Origin of the sequence: Citrobacter sp. CK191 (assembly GCF_030333435.1) — a bacterium.
Classification (GTDB): Bacteria; Pseudomonadota; Gammaproteobacteria; order Enterobacterales; family Enterobacteriaceae; genus Citrobacter_B; species Citrobacter_B koseri.
Genome location: NZ_JAOWFX010000029.1, coordinates 177,481 through 193,936, shown reverse-complemented (window position 1 = coordinate 193,936; position 16,456 = coordinate 177,481). Strand labels below are relative to the sequence as shown.

Below are 16,456 nucleotides of genomic sequence, written 5' to 3'. Positions count from 1 at the left end.
TTTACTGCTTAGGAGAAGATCATGGGTTTGTTCGATAAACTAAAATCTCTGGTTTCTGATGATAAGAAAGACACCGGAACTATTGAGATTGTTGCTCCGCTCTCTGGCGAGATCGTCAACATCGAAGACGTGCCGGATGTAGTTTTTGCCGAGAAAATCGTTGGCGATGGCATTGCTATCAAACCAACCGGTAACAAAATGGTCGCGCCAGTAGACGGCACCATCGGCAAAATCTTTGAAACCAACCATGCGTTCTCTATCGAATCGGATAGCGGCATTGAGCTGTTCGTTCACTTCGGTATCGACACCGTTGAACTGAAAGGCGAAGGCTTCAAGCGTATTGCTGAAGAAGGTCAACGCGTTAAAGTTGGCGATCCGGTAATTGAGTTCGATCTGCCGCTGCTGGAAGAAAAAGCCAAGTCTACCCTGACTCCGGTTGTTATCTCCAACATGGACGAAATCAAAGAACTGATCAAACTGTCCGGTAGCGTGACTGTGGGTGAAACCCCGGTTATCCGCATCAAGAAGTAATTCTTGCCGCAGGGAAAAATGGCGCCGACTGGCGCCATTTTTTTATCCTGGTTACGGTAAAACCGCACCTGATGGCGCTTCGCTTATCAGGCCTACAACAAAATATCGTATGCCGGATAAGGCGATGTTTGCCTGATGGCGCTGCGCTTATCAGGCCTACAACAAAATATCGCATGCCGGATAAGGCGTTTTTCGCCGCCATCCGGCATAGTTACGCGCTCACAACAGCGAGGTGACTGGACGATAGCACTTCTCGCGCATCAGGATCTTCATCCCTTCCGGCCCGCTTTCCAGCATCCGCTTCTCCGAGTCCGACACCAGCAATTCGCACTGATAGCCGCCCGCAATGCCGAACATCGCGCGCGCCACGCAGATATCCTCCAGCGCATCAAGCCCGCTCGTTTCAAAGTGACCAACCACACGCCCCTGCTGGCGAACCACCAGCCGATAACTCTTCATCGCGCCTCCCCTGCCGGTGGCAGAATCAACTCATCACACCCGCAGCGCTGCGTCCAGGTCATCACCTCCAGCACACGCTCTGCGGCATGTCGCGTCGCCGCCGTCAGCGCTTTCCCCTGCACAATACCGCTCACCAGTTCGGCGCAGAACAGATCGCCCGTTCCTTTTAAATCGGTTTCCACACGCGGGTGTTCAATCACATCCACGCCGCCGCTCGTCACCACCGCCACATTGATGGTATCCGCCGTCTGGCCTGGCGCACTGGTGATCACAATCCACTTCAGCGTGTCGGAGAGCAGCGATTTCGCCGCCGCAACCGCTTCATCCAGCGTGCCGCACGGTTTGCCGCTGAGCATCTCCAGCTCAAACACATTCGGCGTCAGCCCCTGCGCCAGCGGCAGCAGATAATGACGATACGCCTGCGGGATTTCCGCTTTCACATACATTCCGCTGTCCGTGTCGCCAATCACCGGATCGACCAGAATACACACCTCAGGATGCGCGATCCGCACCGTTTCCAGCCATTTCGCCAGCAGAACGATTTGTTCCGCACTGCCCATATAGCCTGTCGTGACCGCTTTAAGCTCACGCAGCGCATCCCGCTCATTTAAGGCCTGGAGATAACCGCTGAACCAGTCGGCAGGAATAATGCCGCCGTAAAACGTTTCATAATGCGGCGTATTGCTGAACAGCACCGTGGGTACCGCCGTCACCCGCAAGCCCTGCGCTTTAATCGCCGGTACGGCAATACTGTTGCCTACGCTGCCATACACCACCTGTGACTGAACGGCGACAATGTCGGTCTGTAAAGCCCGATGCTTATCGTCGAAGAGCACTGACTGTATTTCACTATCCTGCCCCATTTACCTCTCCTCTCACTGGACAGCGGGCTAACGCCTCACTATTATCGTCATATGCTAAAATTCATTTTGTCATAGGTCAATAATGATCGACGGAAAAACCGCCAGCGAAATCTTTGACAGTATTCGTCAGCATGTCACCACCGGCGCACTGGCGCCAGGGGAAACGCTGCCGCCGGTGCGGGAACTAGCATCGGAATTAAACGTGAACCGCAATACTGTCGCGGCGGCTTACAAACGGCTGGTGACATCCGGCCTGGCCCTGAGCCAGGGACGTAACGGTACGGTCATTAAAGGTGCGCCTTTTCCGCTCGCGCTGGAAGGAAGCAGTCCCGATACGCCGCTGACCGATCTTTCCGGCGGCAATCCCGATCCCCAACGGCTGCCCGATCTCAGCAGTTATTTTTCAACAATAAATAAGTCACCGCGTCTTTACGGCGATGCGGCCGTTTCTCCCGCCCTTCACGCGTGGGCGAAGCAGTGGATGCAGGATGCCGTACCTGACGAAGGCGAGATTGATATCACCAGTGGGGCGATTGACGCCATCGAGCGTCTGCTGTGCGCCCATTTACTGCCGGGTGACAGCGTGGCGGTGGAAGATCCCTGCTTTTTAAGCAGCATCAGTATGCTGCGCTACGCCGGGTTTTCCGCCATCCCCGTCGGCGTCGATAGCGAAGGTATGCAGCCTGAGATGCTGGAACAGGCGCTGAAAAATGGCGCCCGCGCCGTCATTTTAACCCCGCGCGCCCACAATCCTACGGGGTGCAGTTTAAGCGCCTCCCGCGCCGCCGCGCTACAGAACATTGTGGCAAAATACCCGCAAGCGCTGGTTATTATCGACGACCACTTTGCCCTGCTCTCTTCATCTCTCTGGCACCCGGTGATCGCCCCGGAGACGCTACACTGGTCAGTGGTTCGCTCGATGTCAAAGACGCTGGGGCCGGATCTGCGTCTCGCCATTATCGCCAGCGATCCCGCCACCTCAGCCAGACTGCGCCTGCGCCTTAATTCCGGCAGTCAGTGGGTCAGTCATCTGTTGCAAGATTTAGTGCATGCCTGTCTGAGTGACAAAAACTATCAGCGAACGCTGGCGCAGACCCGGCAATTTTATGCTTCGCAGCAGCAGAAGCTGGCCTGCGCGCTCCAGCGAACCGGGCTTACACACGCCCCTGGCGATGGGCTGAATGCGTGGTTGCCGTTGAAAAGCCACAGCCAGAGCATCGCGTTTATGCTGGCGAAAGCGGGCTGGCTGGTACGGGAAGGCGAAGCATTTGGCGTCAACGCGCCCGCCCACGGTCTGCGCATTACGCTGTCGACGCTGGGCGACGGCGATATCAACAAACTGGCGGCTGATATCCATCAGGCGTTAAAACGTTAACAGGAGAGAAAAAGTGCGAGTTCATTTTGTCGTTCATGAGTCTTTCGAATCTGCCGGAGCCTATCTGCAATGGGCTGAGGATCGCGGTTACCCCCTCTCCTGGTCCCGCGTGTATGCCGGTGAACCTGTCCCCGCCAATGCGGATGGTTTCGATATGCTGGTGGTGTTTGGCGGCCCGCAGTCACCGCGTACTACGCTCGAAGAGTGCCCGTATTTTGACTCTTTAGCGGAGCAGCGGCTTATTAATCAGGCGATCTCTGCGCGTCGTATTGTGATCGGCATCTGTCTTGGTTCCCAGTTGATTGGTGAGGCGCTGGGTGCAAAAGTACGCCAGAGCCCGGAAAAGGAAATCGGCCACTACCCGATTACGCTAACGGAAGCCGGGAAACAGAATCCGCTACTCGCTCATTTCGGCTCTCCGCTTGTGGTCGGGCACTGGCACAACGATATGCCAGGGTTAACCGATCAGTCGGTCGTTCTCGCGACAAGCGAAGGATGTCCGCGCCAGATCGTGCAATACGGTAACGCCGTCTACGGTTTTCAGTGCCATATGGAGTTTACCGCCGAGGCGGTAGAAGGGCTGATCCAGCATTCAGAACAGGAACTGGCTGCGGCAAAAGGGAAGCGCTTTATTCGCTCGAACGCCGAAATGCGCGAGTGGAATTATCAGGAGATGAACGAGAAACTGTGGCGCTTCCTCGACCTGCTGGTGGAGAAACGTAACGCTTGACGTTGCAGGCCGGATGAGACGCTTTGCGTCATCATCCGGCGATCATACTTTACGGTTGCCGGATGGCGCTACGCTTATCAGGCCGACAGGCTAAATCCCTGCCCCCTGGCTGAAGTGTTCTTCGCCAAAGACGCCGGTAGAAAGATAGCGATCGCCGCGATCGCAGATGATCGCCACCACCACGGCCCCCGGCGTCGCGCGGGCAACGCGTAACGCACCGGCAACCGCGCCGCCGGAACTCACGCCGCAGAAAATACCTTCGCGTACCGCCAGTTCGCGCATGGTGTTTTCCGCCTCGCTCTGGTGAATATCCAGCACCTGATCCACAAGCTGAGCATTAAAAATACCCGGCATATATTCTGCGGGCCAGCGACGAATCCCCGGAATGCTGCTGCCCTCTTCCGGTTGCAGGCCAACAATCGTTACCGATTTTTCCTGTTCGCGCAGGAAGCGCGACACACCGGTAATCGTACCGGTTGTTCCCATACTAGAGACAAAGTGGGTGATGCGACCTGAGGTTTGCTGCCAGATTTCCGGCCCGGTCGTGGTGTAGTGCGCGTAAGGGTTGTCGGGATTGTTAAACTGGTCGAGCAGCTTACCTTCGCCGCGTTCGGCCATTTCCAGCGCCAAATCGCGCGCGCCTTCCATCCCTTGCTCTTTAGACACCAGAATCAGATCCGCGCCATAGGCGCGCATCGCCGCGCGGCGCTCCTGGCTCATGTTGTCCGGCATCAGCAGTTTCATGCGATAGCCTTTCAGTGCGGCAATCATCGCCAGCGCAATACCGGTATTGCCGCTGGTCGCTTCAATCAGCACATCGCCGGGCTTAATTTCCCCGCGTTTTTCCGCCTGGACGATCATCGACAGCGCCGCCCGGTCTTTCACTGACCCGGCAGGGTTATTGCCTTCCAGCTTGACCCAAATTTCACTGCCGTTATCCGGCGCCATCCGCTGCAATTTCACCAGAGGCGTATTGCCAATTGTTTGTTCTAATGTGTTCACTTCTCTGTCCAGTAAAAAGCCCGGTGGCGCTTCGCTTACCGGGCCTACGCAGATCATATTTGTAGGCCGGGTCAGCGCAGCGCCACCCGGCAAAACTACGTGATATTAACCTATCAGGCCGATTCTGCCAGAGCAAGCTCCTCTTCGCGCGTCTCAATGCGCTGGTTGCCGTTGTACAACCGCGCATTTTGCAGCCCGACAAACAGCCGCTCGCCGCGCTGTGGGGGATTATCCCCCTGCATCACCACCGTCAGCGGTTCGTTATACCACCCCAGAGGCTGCACGACTAATTGGGTGTAGTGACCTTTCGGACTGGCCTCCAGCACCTGTACCGGCAGCGGGGAATCCAGACTGGTGCGGCGGCTGACATCCACCTCCCACGGACGCAGGAACAGATCGACCGCTCCCTGGTACGCTGGCGTATACCCCAGCGGCCAGCGATGCGCGCCAACGTGAAACTGACCGCCGCGAACAGTCCCCTGCAAACGGTTCACTTCGCCCATAAACTCCAGCACAAAGCGGGTGGCGGGTTCACGCCACACCTGATCCGGCGCATCGGCCTGTTCAATGTTGCCCTGGCTCATCACCACCACGCGATCCGCCACTTCCGTAGCCTCTTCCTGATCGTGGGTGACAAACACGCTGGTGAATTTCAACTCTTCATGCAGCTGACGCAGCCAGCGGCGCAGCTCTTTACGCACCTGCGCATCAAGCGCGCCAAACGGTTCATCCAGCAGCAGGATCTGCGGCTCAACCGCTAACGCGCGCGCCAGCGCCACGCGCTGTTTCTGCCCGCCGGAAAGCTGTGCCGGAAAACGCTCCGCCAGATGGGCCAGTTGCACCATTTCCAGCAGTTTCGTCACTTTCGCTTTAATGGCCGCCGCATTCGGACGTTCGCGACGCGGCAGCACCGTCAGGCCAAAGGCGATATTGTCGAACACCGTCATATGACGAAACAGCGCATAGTGCTGAAAAACAAAGCCGACTTTACGATCGCGCGCGTGCAGACGGCTTACGTCTGTACCGTGAAAACGAATATGCCCGCTGGTCTGATGCTCCAGCCCGGCAATAATACGCAGCAGCGTGGTTTTACCGGAACCGGACGGCCCCAGCAAGGCAACCATCTGACCTGAAGGAATATCCAGCGAGATATCGTTCAGCACCTGGGTGCGACCAAAAGACTTCTTAATATTGGCAATCTCAATGCTCATGATTTTCCTCCTGTTGCGCGCGTTTCTCCTGATTTTCCAGGCGCCATTGCAACATACTCTTCAAAAACAGGGTAATAATCGCCATCAGCGTCAGCAGCGCGGCGGCGGTAAAGGAGCCGACGGTGTTGTAGTCCTGCTCCAGTAATTCAATCTGTAACGGCAGCGACAGGGTTTCGCCGCGAATCGAGCCGGAAACCACCGACACCGCGCCGAACTCGCCAATGGCGCGCGCGTTGGTCAGCACCACGCCGTACAGCAGCGCCCAGCGAATATTAGGCAACGTAACGCGACGGAACATCTGCCAGCCGGAAGCGCCAAGCAGAATCGCCGCTTCATCTTCCTGGCTGCCCTGGCTCAGCATAACCGGCACCAGTTCACGCACCACAAACGGACAGGTGACGAAAATAGTGACCAGCACCATTCCCGGCCAAGCGAACATAATTTGCAGGTTGTGCTCATCCAGCCAGTCGCCCAGCGGGCCGTTCGAGCCGTAAAACAGCAGGTAGACCAGACCGGCCACCACCGGCGAGACGGCAAACGGAATATCCAGCAGCGTCAGCAGCAGCTGGCGACCGGGAAAATTAAAGCGCGTCACCAGCCACGCCAGCAGAACGCCAAACACCAGGTTTACCGGTACGGCAATCAGCGCAATCAACACCGTCAGCCAGATCGCGTGCAGCATGTCCGGGTCGGCCAGGTTCTGTAAGACCGGCATCAGCCCTTTGCTGAAGGCCTGTACGAAGATATAAATCATCGGCACCAGCAAAATAAACGCCGAAACCAGCATCCCGGTGCCAATCAGAAACCATTTTCCCCAGTTAATGCGGGGGGCGTCATAACGCTTCAATTGGGTAACTTCCGCCATTAGTGACCTACCACACGTCGACCAAAGCGACTTTGCAGGGTGTTAATCGAGAACAGCAGCAACAGCGACGCCGCGAGGATCACCGACGCAATCGCGCTGGCCGCCGGATAGTCAAACTCCTGCAAACGAACAAAAATCATCAGCGAGGTCACTTCAGTTTTCCACGCAATGTTCCCGGCAATAAAAATCACCGCGCCGAACTCGCCGAGGCTTCGGGTAAACGAGAGCGCGATACCCGCCACCAGCGCAGGAGACAGCTCCGGCAACACCACTTTGCGGAAACTTTGCAGGCGCGTTGCGCCGAGCGTTTCCGCCGCTTCTTCATATTCCGGGCCTAACTCTTCCAGTACCGGCTGCACCGTGCGCACCACAAACGGGATGCTGGTAAAAGCCATCGCTACCGCGATGCCAAGCCAGGTGTAAGTCACTTTGATATCAAACTTCGCCAGCCATTCGCCGTAAAAACCGTTCACGGAAAACAATGACGCCAGCGTCAGACCCGCCACCGCCGTCGGCAGGGCAAACGGCAGATCCATCAGCGCATCCAGCAGCGTACGTCCCGGAAAGCGATAGCGGGTTAAGATCCACGCCATCAACAGGCCAAATACGCCGTTGAAGATTGATGCCACAAACGCCGACAACAGCGTGACTTTGTAGGCCGCCACCACCTGCGGGTTGGTGATAACCTCCCAGTATTGCGCCCAGCTCATTTGCGCCAGCTGCATCACCAGCGCGCTCAACGGAAGCAGCAATATCAGGCAGACGAACAACAGGCTGGTTCCGAGGCTTAAGGTAAAGCCGGGCAGCACACGTCTTGTCGATACTGCGAACATTACTTACGCCCCGCCGCCAACAGTTTGTCCAGCTCGCCGCCACTGCCGAAGTGGGTTTTCATCACTTCCGGCCAGGAGCCAAACTTATCTTCCACGCGGAACAGTTCGGTCTGCGGGAATTTATCTTTCAGTTTGTCCATCACTTCCGGGTTATTCACGCGGTAGTAGAAGTCGGTGATGATGGTCTGCGCCTGCGGGCTGTAGAGCCAGTTCAGGTAAGCCTTCGCCGCTTTTTCAGTACCGTTGGCCTGTACGTTTTTATCCACCCATGCCACCGGGAATTCGGCCAGAATATTGGTTTTCGGGATAACGACTTCAAATCCCTGCGCTTCATACTGTTTACGGATGTTATTCACTTCCGATTCAAAGCTAATCAGCACATCGCCCAGGCCGCGTTCCGCAAAGGTGGTGGTCGCGCCGCGACCGCCGGTGTCAAACACTTCGACGTTCTTCAGGAACTGGGTCATAAACTGCTCGGTTTTGGCTTTATCGCCACCGTCAGCTTTATCCGCCGCGCCCCATGCAGCCAGATAGGTGTAACGGGCGTTGCCTGAGGTTTTCGGGTTCGGGAAAATCAGTTTTACATCGGAACGCACAAGGTCATTCCAGTCATGGATATTTTTCGGATTCCCTTTGCGCACCAGGAATCCCATCGTGGAATAGAACGGTGAACTGTTATTCGGCAAACGGCTTTGCCAGTCGGCAGGGATCAGCTTGCCTTTGTCATGCAGGATCTGCACATCCGTGACCTGGTTATAGGTCACTACGTCAGCTTTCAGCCCTTGCAGGATCGCCAGCGCTTGTTTTGACGAACCGGCGTGAGACTGTTTGATGGTCAGCTTATCGCCGCCGTTATCTTTCGCCCACTGCTGTTCAAACGGCGGATTAAGGGCGGCAAACAGTTCGCGAGAAACGTCGTATGAGCTGTTCAGCAGCTCTGTTGCCTGCGCCTGCGTGGCCAACAACAGCATCGCGCTCAGCGCCAGGTATCTTTTTTTCAGTAAGTTAACAGCCATTGCGCACCCTTATAAATTTGATGACTTTCTTATGGTCATAATATTTATAACGGGTACGAAAGGAGTAACGGTTTTATATACCGTTTGATGATTTGAAAGTCGAAAAGGGAATAAGAGAATCCCTCCCCACATGCGTGAGGAGGAAAGCGGCGTTAATCAGACGCCCACGCTCACGCTTTCAGGCAGCGTGCTGCCGCCATCAATCACGTTTTGCGTCCCGGTCAAATAGCTGGACTCATCCGACGCCAGGAAGGCCGCCAGTTCACCCACTTCGAGCGGACAGGCCAGACGGCGCATCGGGATCGCTTTCGCCATTTCGGTGAGTACCGATTCAGGATCGTCAGGATTAGACTGACGGGCGATATTTTCCGCCATCGGCGTGCGGACATAACCCGGACAGATTGCGTTCACACGAACGCCGGACTGCGCATACTCCACGGCCAGGGACTTGGTGAGTCCGATAATCGCCGCTTTAGACAGGGCATAAGCCGTTTCGCCTGGATCGGCCACCATATCCCCGGTCACGGAGGACATCATGACGATACGCCCATCTTTGCGTTCAACCATTTCCGGCAGAACGGCTTTTGTGACGTTCCAGACGCCTTTGATATTAATATCGATATGGAAATCGCGATCTTCTTCGCTCATGTCGAGGAAGTTGCCCAACCGGCAAACACCCGCATTGTTGACCAGAATATCAATTTTACCTTCTATCTTTTTCGCGCGCGCCACTGCCGCCGCGACTGATGCAAAATCCCTGACATCCGCTTTGATGGCGGTACAACGATGACCGCGTCCGCCCAGCTCATCCGCCAGTTTTTCCGCCTCATCGGAGATATCCAGCAAAATTAAATTCGCGCCGTGGCGAGCAAACACTCTGGCGATCCCCTCGCCAATGCCCTGTGACGCGCCGGTAATCAATGCCGTTTTGCCCGTGAGTTTACCCATTTCAATGTTCTCCTTTTCAGTCTGTTGCAGCGCATAAGCGGTGCGTCTTATGCGCTACTCTCGTCTCCAGCGAAACTACGATGAAGCCTTACACTCCATTAACATTGAAAATACAGAAAAAACAAATAAGTGCTGCGGAACAGCTCACTAATTAGGGTAAATCTTACGTAAAAGTCCCTAGCTCCTGCCTAAAAGATTAATCAGCTCGCTGCTGCGCTCAATCATACGAAGCGACTCAACATCATTGAGCTGCACCATGCCAACAAACAGCAGATCGGTCACCGAGTTCTGCGCGGTTCGGGTGGACATGGACGAACTGCGCCATTCGGTCTCACCGGATACGGTATCCAGCGTGTAATCGGCCAGCCGCCGCAGCGGAGAGTCCGTCAAAGAGGTGATCGCAATCACCGTCGCCCCCTGCTTACGCGCCGCTTCAGCGCAAAGCACGATCTCCTTTTTCGACCCGCTGTAGGAAATGGCTATTTGCACGTCCCCTTCTTGCAAGGCCTGAGCAATGGTTGCCTGCACATGGGTATCGACCTCGCAGGCCACGCGATAACCAATTTTCATCAGCTTGAAGGATAAATCCCGTCCTACCAGCGCCGAACCGCCGACGCCCGTAATCTGAATAAGCCGAGCCTTGCTGATCAGGTTAATCACCTGCTTCAGGCGATCGAAATCCATCAGACTACAGGTTTCCTCCAGCGCGAACATTTTTTCTCTGTTCAGCTTACGGGCAATCACCTCCAGGCTGTCTTCACTGGTAATCGTACTGTGCAGATGCAGCGCCGTGTCATGTTTCTTTTCCCGGTTGACGCTGTACTCCTCAATGAGCGCCATTCTGAGCTCGGTGAATCCCTTCGCGCCAAGTTTCTGGGCAAATTTCACAATACTGGACTGGCTGACTTCCAGCTGCTTCGCCAGATTGCGGGAAGAAACGGTTTTTAGCTCGCTGACATGGGCCAAAAGAAAGCTGGCAATTTTCTGTTCATTTTCCGTTAACTCTCCCTCTGCATTACGCATTTTCGCCAGATACAACATCGCTCTTCCGCTCCCGTCATCATGGAATCATTAATTCCAACGCACTGTTCGCAGGATAACACAACGCGGGTGAGAATTTGATAGCCCTCACAATATTTGTATTACGATTCAATGATTCTATTGTAAATATTTTTATGGAATATATGATTCCCAGCGTCTTTCATAGCAACAAAAAACTACACACAGAAAAGGATAATCATAATGAAACGTACTCTGAAGTCCCTGGCAATCTTTACTCTTCTCGCAACCAGCGCCAGCCATGCCGCCGTGATCTACCAGGCCAATGACGGATCGAATATCGATCTCTACGGGCGTCTCGGATTCAATATCTCTGACAAGAAATCAGGCGACACCTCGGGCGATTTTGACGCGCGTATCGGTTTCTCCGCCCGTCAGGCGATTAATGACAAGCTGGCCGTCATTGGTTTTACGCAGTATCAGGTAAATGCCGCAGAGTACGCGAACAACATCAGCGCGGAAAACCCGAATGACTTCACCGCGCGTTACGTCTGGGCAGGGATTGATTTTGCCGAATACGGCAAGCTGACCGGCGGGCGCGTGTCATCCGGCCTGATCATGTTCACGGATATCGGCGATGTGTTCGCCAGCTCCGATGTCGCAATGGCTCGCCAGGCAAACTTTGTTGACCCGACGGCAGTACAGGTTTTCCGTCAGGACGGCACCATTCAGTACCAGAACACATTCGGCAATTTTGATTTCTCTACCGCCTATATTCTGGGCAACAACACCTCCGATCTGGATTACGGTTATAATGCCGCCCTTCGCTATACGCTCGATATGGGCGATTTTGGCCGCCTCCAGCCGGTGATTGCCGGTCAGACAGAGAAAGCGAGCCATGACGATACATCCACGCTGTCGGATAATAATGTCGATAAGTACACCTTTTATGGCATCGGCACCCGCTACTACCTGGGCGATTTCATGTTCGGCCTGCTCTATGCCCAGGATAAAGTCACCTACCTCGACGGTTCTGCGGACAGCACCGATAAAGATTACGAAGCAACGCTGGTCTGGAACGTCAGCCCGGACTGGGCGTTACGTACCGGCTATCGCCATCTGAAAAATGAGGACGGCGACGGGCTGAAACTTCGCGATACCACCTTTGAAGCGCAGTACAAACTCACCGTTCGCAGTTCCATATTTGCGTCTTACTCCTGGCGTAATGGTGAAGAAGGGAAAAAACGGACGAACGGCAATGATGTCTCCTTTGGCGGCAGCAACCCGGCTGATGACTATTTCCACCTTGGCTTACGTTACGAATTCTGATTCCCCTTTTCCGGGAGAGTAAAAATGAAGAAATATTTTGTGTCCGCCGCAGCACTGTTGTTTTGCAGCCAGGCTTTTGCCGCTCCGCATCTCTTTATTGGCGATAACGTCAGCGTGCTGGCGGCTCGTTCGGCAAAAGTCAGTATTTTTAGTAAAGACGTGGCGCTGCCAGACGGCGCTCAAAAAATGGTGGTGAAGTTCGACAGTCCGGCAAATCCTGAATCGGTGAACAATAACCGGGGCCGCGTGACGTCTAACCCGTATATCATCTCGTTTAACGCTTCCGGCAATGTGGATCTGCAACTGTCTGCGGGAAAACCGCTGGACGAAAAAGAAGCCAGCCAGATGGCGCAAAAACCGGTATTCACCCTGACGGCGGCCGGGAAACCCGTACCGTTTGATATCAAAATTCTCGACCGTGACAGCATCACCGTGTTCACCGACCTGAGCGCCATCGTCAACGATGACAGCACGATGATACCTTCTCCGGCGCGCTCCGCTTCCCCGGCGGCGCCCGCCACTTCGCATGACCAGCTCTCCCAGCTACAGCAACTGTATCTGAAAGCTGACGACACCCAGAAAAAAGCATTCCTGAAATGGGCGCTAAACCTGTAAGGCTGTAAGTAATATGCAACTTGAAAATATGATTACCGAAGGTGTTAACCGCGCCTCTTTTGAGATTGACCGGGCTTCCACCCTCGATATGTGCCGCATCATTAATGATGAAGATAAAACGGTTCCACTCGCCGTGGAGCAGGTTCTGCCCGAGATCGCCGCGGCTATCGACATCATTTATGCGCAGGTCAGCGCTGGCGGGCGGCTGATTTATACCGGCGCCGGAACGTCCGGTCGCCTGGGTATCCTTGACGCCAGCGAATGCCCTCCGACCTATGGCGTGGAATCAGGCCTGGTTATCGGTTTGATCGCCGGTGGCGAGCGCGCGATACAGCATGCGATTGAAGGCGCGGAAGACAACCGCGAGCTTGGGGTCAACGACCTGAAGTCCCTCGCACTCAATGAAAAAGATGTGGTTGTGGGCATTGCGGCCAGCGGTCGCACGCCATATGTGATTGCCGGTCTGGAATATGCCCGTACGCTCGGCTGCCGGACGGTCGGGATCTCCTGTAATCCAGGGAGCGCCGTAGCAAAGGCGGCGGAGCTTGCCATCACGCCCGTTGTCGGCGCCGAAGTGGTGAGCGGTTCTTCCCGTATGAAGGCGGGCACCGCGCAGAAGCTGATTCTCAACATGCTGTCCACCGGCCTGATGATTAAATCCGGCAAGGTGTTTGGCAACCTGATGGTGGATGTTGTCGCCACGAACGAAAAACTCAACGTGCGTCAGGTAAATATTGTGAAAAATGCGACAGGCTGCACCGGGCAACAGGCTGAAGCCGCGCTGATGGCCTGTGGCCGTCACTGCAAAACCGCTATCGTCATGCTACTGAAAAACCTCAACGCAACAGAAGCCAGTCTGCGTCTTGAGCAACATGGCGGCTTCATTCGCCAGGTACTGGAAGAGGAATAAAGCGAATGGCAAAAGAAATCAGTAATGATCTCCTGAATACGATTATCTCCCGGGTCGGTGGCCCGGGTAATATTGCCACCTGCGGGAACTGCATGACCCGTTTACGCCTGGCGGTACATGACAGCGATCAGGTCGATCCGGCGATTAAAACGCTCGAAGGCGTGAAAGGCGTGGTCCTCTCGAATAACCAGGTGCAGGTCATTTTTGGCCCCGGTAAAGCGCAGCGGGCAGCAGATGCCATGAATGCGCTACTGAGCGATAACAGCGGCACCGTCACGCAGGCGGCAGATATCGCCGCCAAAACCAAAAGCCAGCTAAAAGCGAAACAAACCTCAGGCATTCAGCAATTCCTGTCGAAGTTCGCCACTATTTTTACGCCGCTCATTCCCGGTTTTATTGCTGCGGGTCTGCTGCTGGGGATTGCCACGCTGCTGGGTACGGTATTGCACGTTCCGGCCGATGCGCAAGGTATGCTTCCCGACGCCCTGAACTTTATGAAAGTGTTCAGTAAAGGGCTGTTTACCTTTCTGGTCATTCTTATTGGCTATAACGCCGCGCAGGCTTTCGGCGGCACCGGCGTTAACGGGGCGATCATCGCCTCGCTGTTCCTGTTGGGATACAACCCTGCCGCTACCACGGGCTATTTCTCCGGTATTGAGGACTTCTTTGGCCTGCCGATCGACCCGCGCGGCAACATTATCGGCGTACTGATCGCCGCCTGGGCCAGCGCGCGTATTGAGGGCTTTATCCGACGCTTTATGCCCGACGATCTGGACATGCTGTTGACCTCCATGTTAACCCTGCTGGTCACCGCCGCACTGGCCTACCTGATCATCATGCCGCTGGGCGGCTGGCTGTTCGAAGGGATGTCATGGCTCTTTATCCACCTCAACAGCAACCCGCTGGGCTGCGCCGTTCTGGCGGGTCTGTTTCTTGTTTCGGTGGTGTTTGGCGTCCATCAGGGCTTCATTCCCGTCTATCTGGCATTAATGAGTAGCCAGGGATTCAACAGCCTGTTCCCTATTCTTTCTATGGCGGGCGCAGGTCAGGTCGGCGCCGCACTGGCGCTCTACTGGCGAGCAGAAAAACACAGCGTGTTACGCAGCCAGGTTCGCGGGGCGATTATTCCCGGCTTACTCGGTGTTGGCGAACCGCTGATTTACGGCGTTACGCTGCCACGAATGAAACCGTTTATCACCGCCTGCCTCGGCGGCGCTGCCGGGGGGCTATTCATCGGCTTAGTGGCCTGGTCGGGTCTGCCGATGGGCTTAAACAGCGCCTTTGGTCCATCCGGTCTGGTGGCGCTGCCGTTAATGACGTCCGCGCAAGGTATTCTGCCCGCAATGGCGGTATATGCCGGAGGAATGCTGATTGCGTATCTTGGCGGATTTATTTTTACCGCTCTCTTTGGCTGCCGTAATGTGAATCTGGACTAATACCATGAAAATGACATTACTTTTTGCTTCCCTGCTGGCGCTCAGTTGCACTGCCAGCGCCGCGCCATTTCCGGTATTGACTGACGCCGCGCCGGAAAAAGCAGGATTTAATATTGAACGGCTTAACGCGCTGGATAACTGGATAGCGCAACAGGTTGATGCCGGTTATCCGAGCGTTAACCTGCTCATTATTAAAGACAGTCATATTGTTTATCGTAAGGCCTGGGGTCAGGCTAAAAAATATGACGGCAGCGTCCTGATGTCTCATCCCGTCAAGGCAACCACTGACACCCTGTACGACCTGGCATCAAATACAAAAATGTATGCCACGAACTTTGCCCTGCAAAAACTGATGTCAGAGGGCAAATTACAGCCGGACGATCTTATCTCGAAATATATTCCCGATTTTGGCGATCGTCCGGGGGATGCGATTAAAGGGAAAAGCACGTTACGCATTGCGGATTTGCTGCATCATTCCGGCGGTTTCCCTGCTGACCCGCAATACCCGAACCAGGCCGTCGCGGGCGAGTTGTATTCGCAGGATAAAGCCACCACGCTGGAGATGATCAAACGCACGCCGCTGGCGTACCGCCCCGGCACGAAACACATCTACAGCGATGTGGATTATATGCTGCTTGGGTTTATCGTGGAGTCCGTGACGGGCCAGCCGCTCGATCGTTATGTTGAAGAGAACCTCTATCGCCCGCTCGGTTTAACGCATACGGTCTTTAACCCGCTACAGAAAGGCTTCCGCCAACAGCAGATCGCCGCGACGGAACTGAACGGCAATACCCGGGATGGCGTGATTCATTTCCCCAATATCCGCACGACCACCCTATGGGGCCAGGTGCATGATGAAAAAGCATTCTACTCGATGGGCGGTGTTTCAGGACATGCAGGACTGTTTTCGAATACCGGCGATATTGCGGTACTGATGCAGACCATGCTGAATGGCGGAGGGTACGGTAACGTGACGCTGTTCAGCCCGGAAACCGTGAAAATGTTCACGCAATCCTCGCCGGAGGATGCCACGTTTGGTCTCGGCTGGCGCGTTAACGGCAATGCGTCCATGACGCCGACATTCGGCACGCTGGCCAGCGCGCAGGCATACGGCCATACCGGATGGACAGGGACGCTGACCGTTATCGACCCGGCCAATCAGATGGCGATTGTGATGCTGAGCAACAAACCGCACTCACCCGTCGCCGACCCGCAAAAGAACCCGAATATGTTTAACAGCGGGCTGATGCCGATAGCCACATACGGTTGGGTGGTGGATCAAATATACGCGGCGCTAAAACATGAGTAACCGATAAGGCGGGACTACCGGGGGC

At 55.2% G+C, this 16,456-nt stretch carries 17 protein-coding genes; 8 read left to right on the top strand and 9 right to left on the bottom strand.

Translation table 11 applies throughout. From position 1 onward, the window contains the following. Window positions 1-21 precede the first annotated feature (21 nt). On the top strand, window positions 22-531 hold the full coding sequence (gene crr, locus OGV82_RS09365) for a PTS glucose transporter subunit IIA (RefSeq protein ID WP_000522253.1): 510 nt from the start codon (window positions 22-24) through the stop codon (window positions 529-531). A 219-nt stretch (window positions 532-750) separates the two neighbouring features. Here the strand turns inward: crr and OGV82_RS09360 are convergent, their stop codons facing one another. Both OGV82_RS09360 and pdxK read right to left on the bottom strand, forming a co-directional pair. Continuing rightward, window positions 751-990, bottom strand: a complete 240-nt coding sequence (locus OGV82_RS09360) for a hypothetical protein (RefSeq protein ID WP_012131365.1) — start codon at window positions 988-990, stop codon at window positions 751-753. Then, entirely contained in the window at window positions 987-1,853 is an 867-nt protein-coding gene (gene pdxK, locus OGV82_RS09355) for a pyridoxine/pyridoxal/pyridoxamine kinase (RefSeq protein ID WP_047462159.1), read from the bottom strand. Before pdxK ends, OGV82_RS09360 begins: the two co-directional genes overlap by 4 nt. An 82-nt stretch (window positions 1,854-1,935) precedes the next feature. Here pdxK and ptsJ point away from each other — a divergent pair, with 82 nt between their 5' ends. Next, window positions 1,936-3,228, top strand: a complete 1,293-nt coding sequence (gene ptsJ / locus OGV82_RS09350) for a MocR-like B6 salvage transcription factor PtsJ (protein ID WP_047462156.1) — start codon at window positions 1,936-1,938, stop codon at window positions 3,226-3,228. 13 nt (window positions 3,229-3,241) lie between these two features. Continuing rightward, the gene (locus tag OGV82_RS09345) at window positions 3,242-3,958 is read left to right on the top strand and encodes a type 1 glutamine amidotransferase (protein WP_012131362.1); all 717 of its coding nucleotides are present in this window, start codon (window positions 3,242-3,244) and stop codon (window positions 3,956-3,958) included. A gap of 90 nt (window positions 3,959-4,048) precedes the next feature. Here OGV82_RS09345 and cysM read toward each other — a convergent pair whose 3' ends face one another. From cysM to murR, 7 genes are all read right to left on the bottom strand, one after another. Beyond that, the gene (gene cysM, locus OGV82_RS09340; protein ID WP_047463959.1) at window positions 4,049-4,960 is read right to left on the bottom strand and encodes a cysteine synthase CysM; all 912 of its coding nucleotides are present in this window, start codon (window positions 4,958-4,960) and stop codon (window positions 4,049-4,051) included. A 113-nt stretch (window positions 4,961-5,073) separates the two neighbouring features. After that, entirely contained in the window at window positions 5,074-6,171 is a 1,098-nt protein-coding gene (gene cysA / locus OGV82_RS09335; RefSeq protein WP_071258012.1) for a sulfate/thiosulfate ABC transporter ATP-binding protein CysA, read from the bottom strand. After that, window positions 6,161-7,036, bottom strand: a complete 876-nt coding sequence (cysW, locus tag OGV82_RS09330) for a sulfate/thiosulfate ABC transporter permease CysW (protein WP_012131359.1) — start codon at window positions 7,034-7,036, stop codon at window positions 6,161-6,163. The genes cysA and cysW overlap by 11 nt, the downstream gene beginning before the upstream one ends. Further along, complete coding sequence (gene cysT / locus OGV82_RS09325; RefSeq protein WP_012131358.1) at window positions 7,036-7,869, bottom strand: sulfate/thiosulfate ABC transporter permease CysT; 834 nt, start codon at window positions 7,867-7,869, stop codon at window positions 7,036-7,038. Before cysT ends, cysW begins: the two co-directional genes overlap by 1 nt. Continuing rightward, complete coding sequence (gene cysP / locus OGV82_RS09320) at window positions 7,869-8,885, bottom strand: thiosulfate/sulfate ABC transporter substrate-binding protein CysP (protein ID WP_101744326.1); 1,017 nt, start codon at window positions 8,883-8,885, stop codon at window positions 7,869-7,871. The genes cysT and cysP overlap by 1 nt, the downstream gene beginning before the upstream one ends. Window positions 8,886-9,041: 156 nt before the next feature. Continuing rightward, the gene (gene ucpA / locus OGV82_RS09315) at window positions 9,042-9,833 is read right to left on the bottom strand and encodes an SDR family oxidoreductase UcpA (protein WP_012131356.1); all 792 of its coding nucleotides are present in this window, start codon (window positions 9,831-9,833) and stop codon (window positions 9,042-9,044) included. A gap of 177 nt (window positions 9,834-10,010) precedes the next feature. Beyond that, a complete protein-coding gene (gene murR / locus OGV82_RS09310; protein WP_012131355.1) occupies window positions 10,011-10,874 on the bottom strand; it encodes an HTH-type transcriptional regulator MurR in 864 nt (287 codons plus the stop codon). A 201-nt stretch (window positions 10,875-11,075) separates the two neighbouring features. Between murR and OGV82_RS09305 the strand changes: the two genes are divergently transcribed. Genes OGV82_RS09305 through pbp4b form a run of 5 tightly spaced genes read left to right on the top strand, consistent with a single transcriptional unit; the run spans window position 11,076 to window position 16,431 of the window. Further along, a complete protein-coding gene (locus tag OGV82_RS09305; RefSeq protein WP_012131354.1) occupies window positions 11,076-12,161 on the top strand; it encodes a porin in 1,086 nt (361 codons plus the stop codon). A gap of 24 nt (window positions 12,162-12,185) precedes the next feature. Further along, complete coding sequence (locus OGV82_RS09300) at window positions 12,186-12,776, top strand: DUF2057 family protein (RefSeq protein WP_012131352.1); 591 nt, start codon at window positions 12,186-12,188, stop codon at window positions 12,774-12,776. A 13-nt stretch (window positions 12,777-12,789) separates the two neighbouring features. Further along, the gene (gene murQ / locus OGV82_RS09295) at window positions 12,790-13,686 is read left to right on the top strand and encodes an N-acetylmuramic acid 6-phosphate etherase (protein ID WP_101744325.1); all 897 of its coding nucleotides are present in this window, start codon (window positions 12,790-12,792) and stop codon (window positions 13,684-13,686) included. Window positions 13,687-13,691: 5 nt separating this feature from the next. Then, window positions 13,692-15,122: a PTS N-acetylmuramic acid transporter subunit IIBC gene (gene murP, locus OGV82_RS09290; RefSeq protein ID WP_047462151.1), complete on the top strand. Its 1,431-nt coding sequence runs from the start codon at window positions 13,692-13,694 to the stop codon at window positions 15,120-15,122. Window positions 15,123-15,126: 4 nt separating this feature from the next. Further along, window positions 15,127-16,431, top strand: a complete 1,305-nt coding sequence (pbp4b, locus tag OGV82_RS09285; protein ID WP_047462148.1) for a penicillin binding protein PBP4B — start codon at window positions 15,127-15,129, stop codon at window positions 16,429-16,431. Window positions 16,432-16,456: the final 25 nt, after the last annotated feature.

Bases quoted from the DNA above. Each gene is read 5' to 3' on its own strand.
- cysT (WP_012131358.1), bottom strand. From the start codon at position 7,869: ATGTTCGCAGTATCGACAAGACGTGTGCTGCCCGGCTTTACCTTAAGC.
- murR (WP_012131355.1), bottom strand. From the start codon at position 10,874: ATGTTGTATCTGGCGAAAATGCGTAATGCAGAGGGAGAGTTAACGGAA.
- pdxK (WP_047462159.1), bottom strand. From the start codon at position 1,853: ATGGGGCAGGATAGTGAAATACAGTCAGTGCTCTTCGACGATAAGCAT.
- OGV82_RS09305 (WP_012131354.1), top strand. From the start codon at position 11,076: ATGAAACGTACTCTGAAGTCCCTGGCAATCTTTACTCTTCTCGCAACC.
- cysA (WP_071258012.1), bottom strand. From the start codon at position 6,171: ATGAGCATTGAGATTGCCAATATTAAGAAGTCTTTTGGTCGCACCCAG.
- OGV82_RS09300 (WP_012131352.1), top strand. From the start codon at position 12,186: ATGAAGAAATATTTTGTGTCCGCCGCAGCACTGTTGTTTTGCAGCCAG.
- pbp4b (WP_047462148.1), top strand. From the start codon at position 15,127: ATGAAAATGACATTACTTTTTGCTTCCCTGCTGGCGCTCAGTTGCACT.
- crr (WP_000522253.1), top strand. From the start codon at position 22: ATGGGTTTGTTCGATAAACTAAAATCTCTGGTTTCTGATGATAAGAAA.
- murP (WP_047462151.1), top strand. From the start codon at position 13,692: ATGGCAAAAGAAATCAGTAATGATCTCCTGAATACGATTATCTCCCGG.
- ptsJ (WP_047462156.1), top strand. From the start codon at position 1,936: ATGATCGACGGAAAAACCGCCAGCGAAATCTTTGACAGTATTCGTCAG.
- murQ (WP_101744325.1), top strand. From the start codon at position 12,790: ATGCAACTTGAAAATATGATTACCGAAGGTGTTAACCGCGCCTCTTTT.
- OGV82_RS09360 (WP_012131365.1), bottom strand. From the start codon at position 990: ATGAAGAGTTATCGGCTGGTGGTTCGCCAGCAGGGGCGTGTGGTTGGT.
- ucpA (WP_012131356.1), bottom strand. From the start codon at position 9,833: ATGGGTAAACTCACGGGCAAAACGGCATTGATTACCGGCGCGTCACAG.
- cysP (WP_101744326.1), bottom strand. From the start codon at position 8,885: ATGGCTGTTAACTTACTGAAAAAAAGATACCTGGCGCTGAGCGCGATG.
- cysW (WP_012131359.1), bottom strand. From the start codon at position 7,036: ATGGCGGAAGTTACCCAATTGAAGCGTTATGACGCCCCCCGCATTAAC.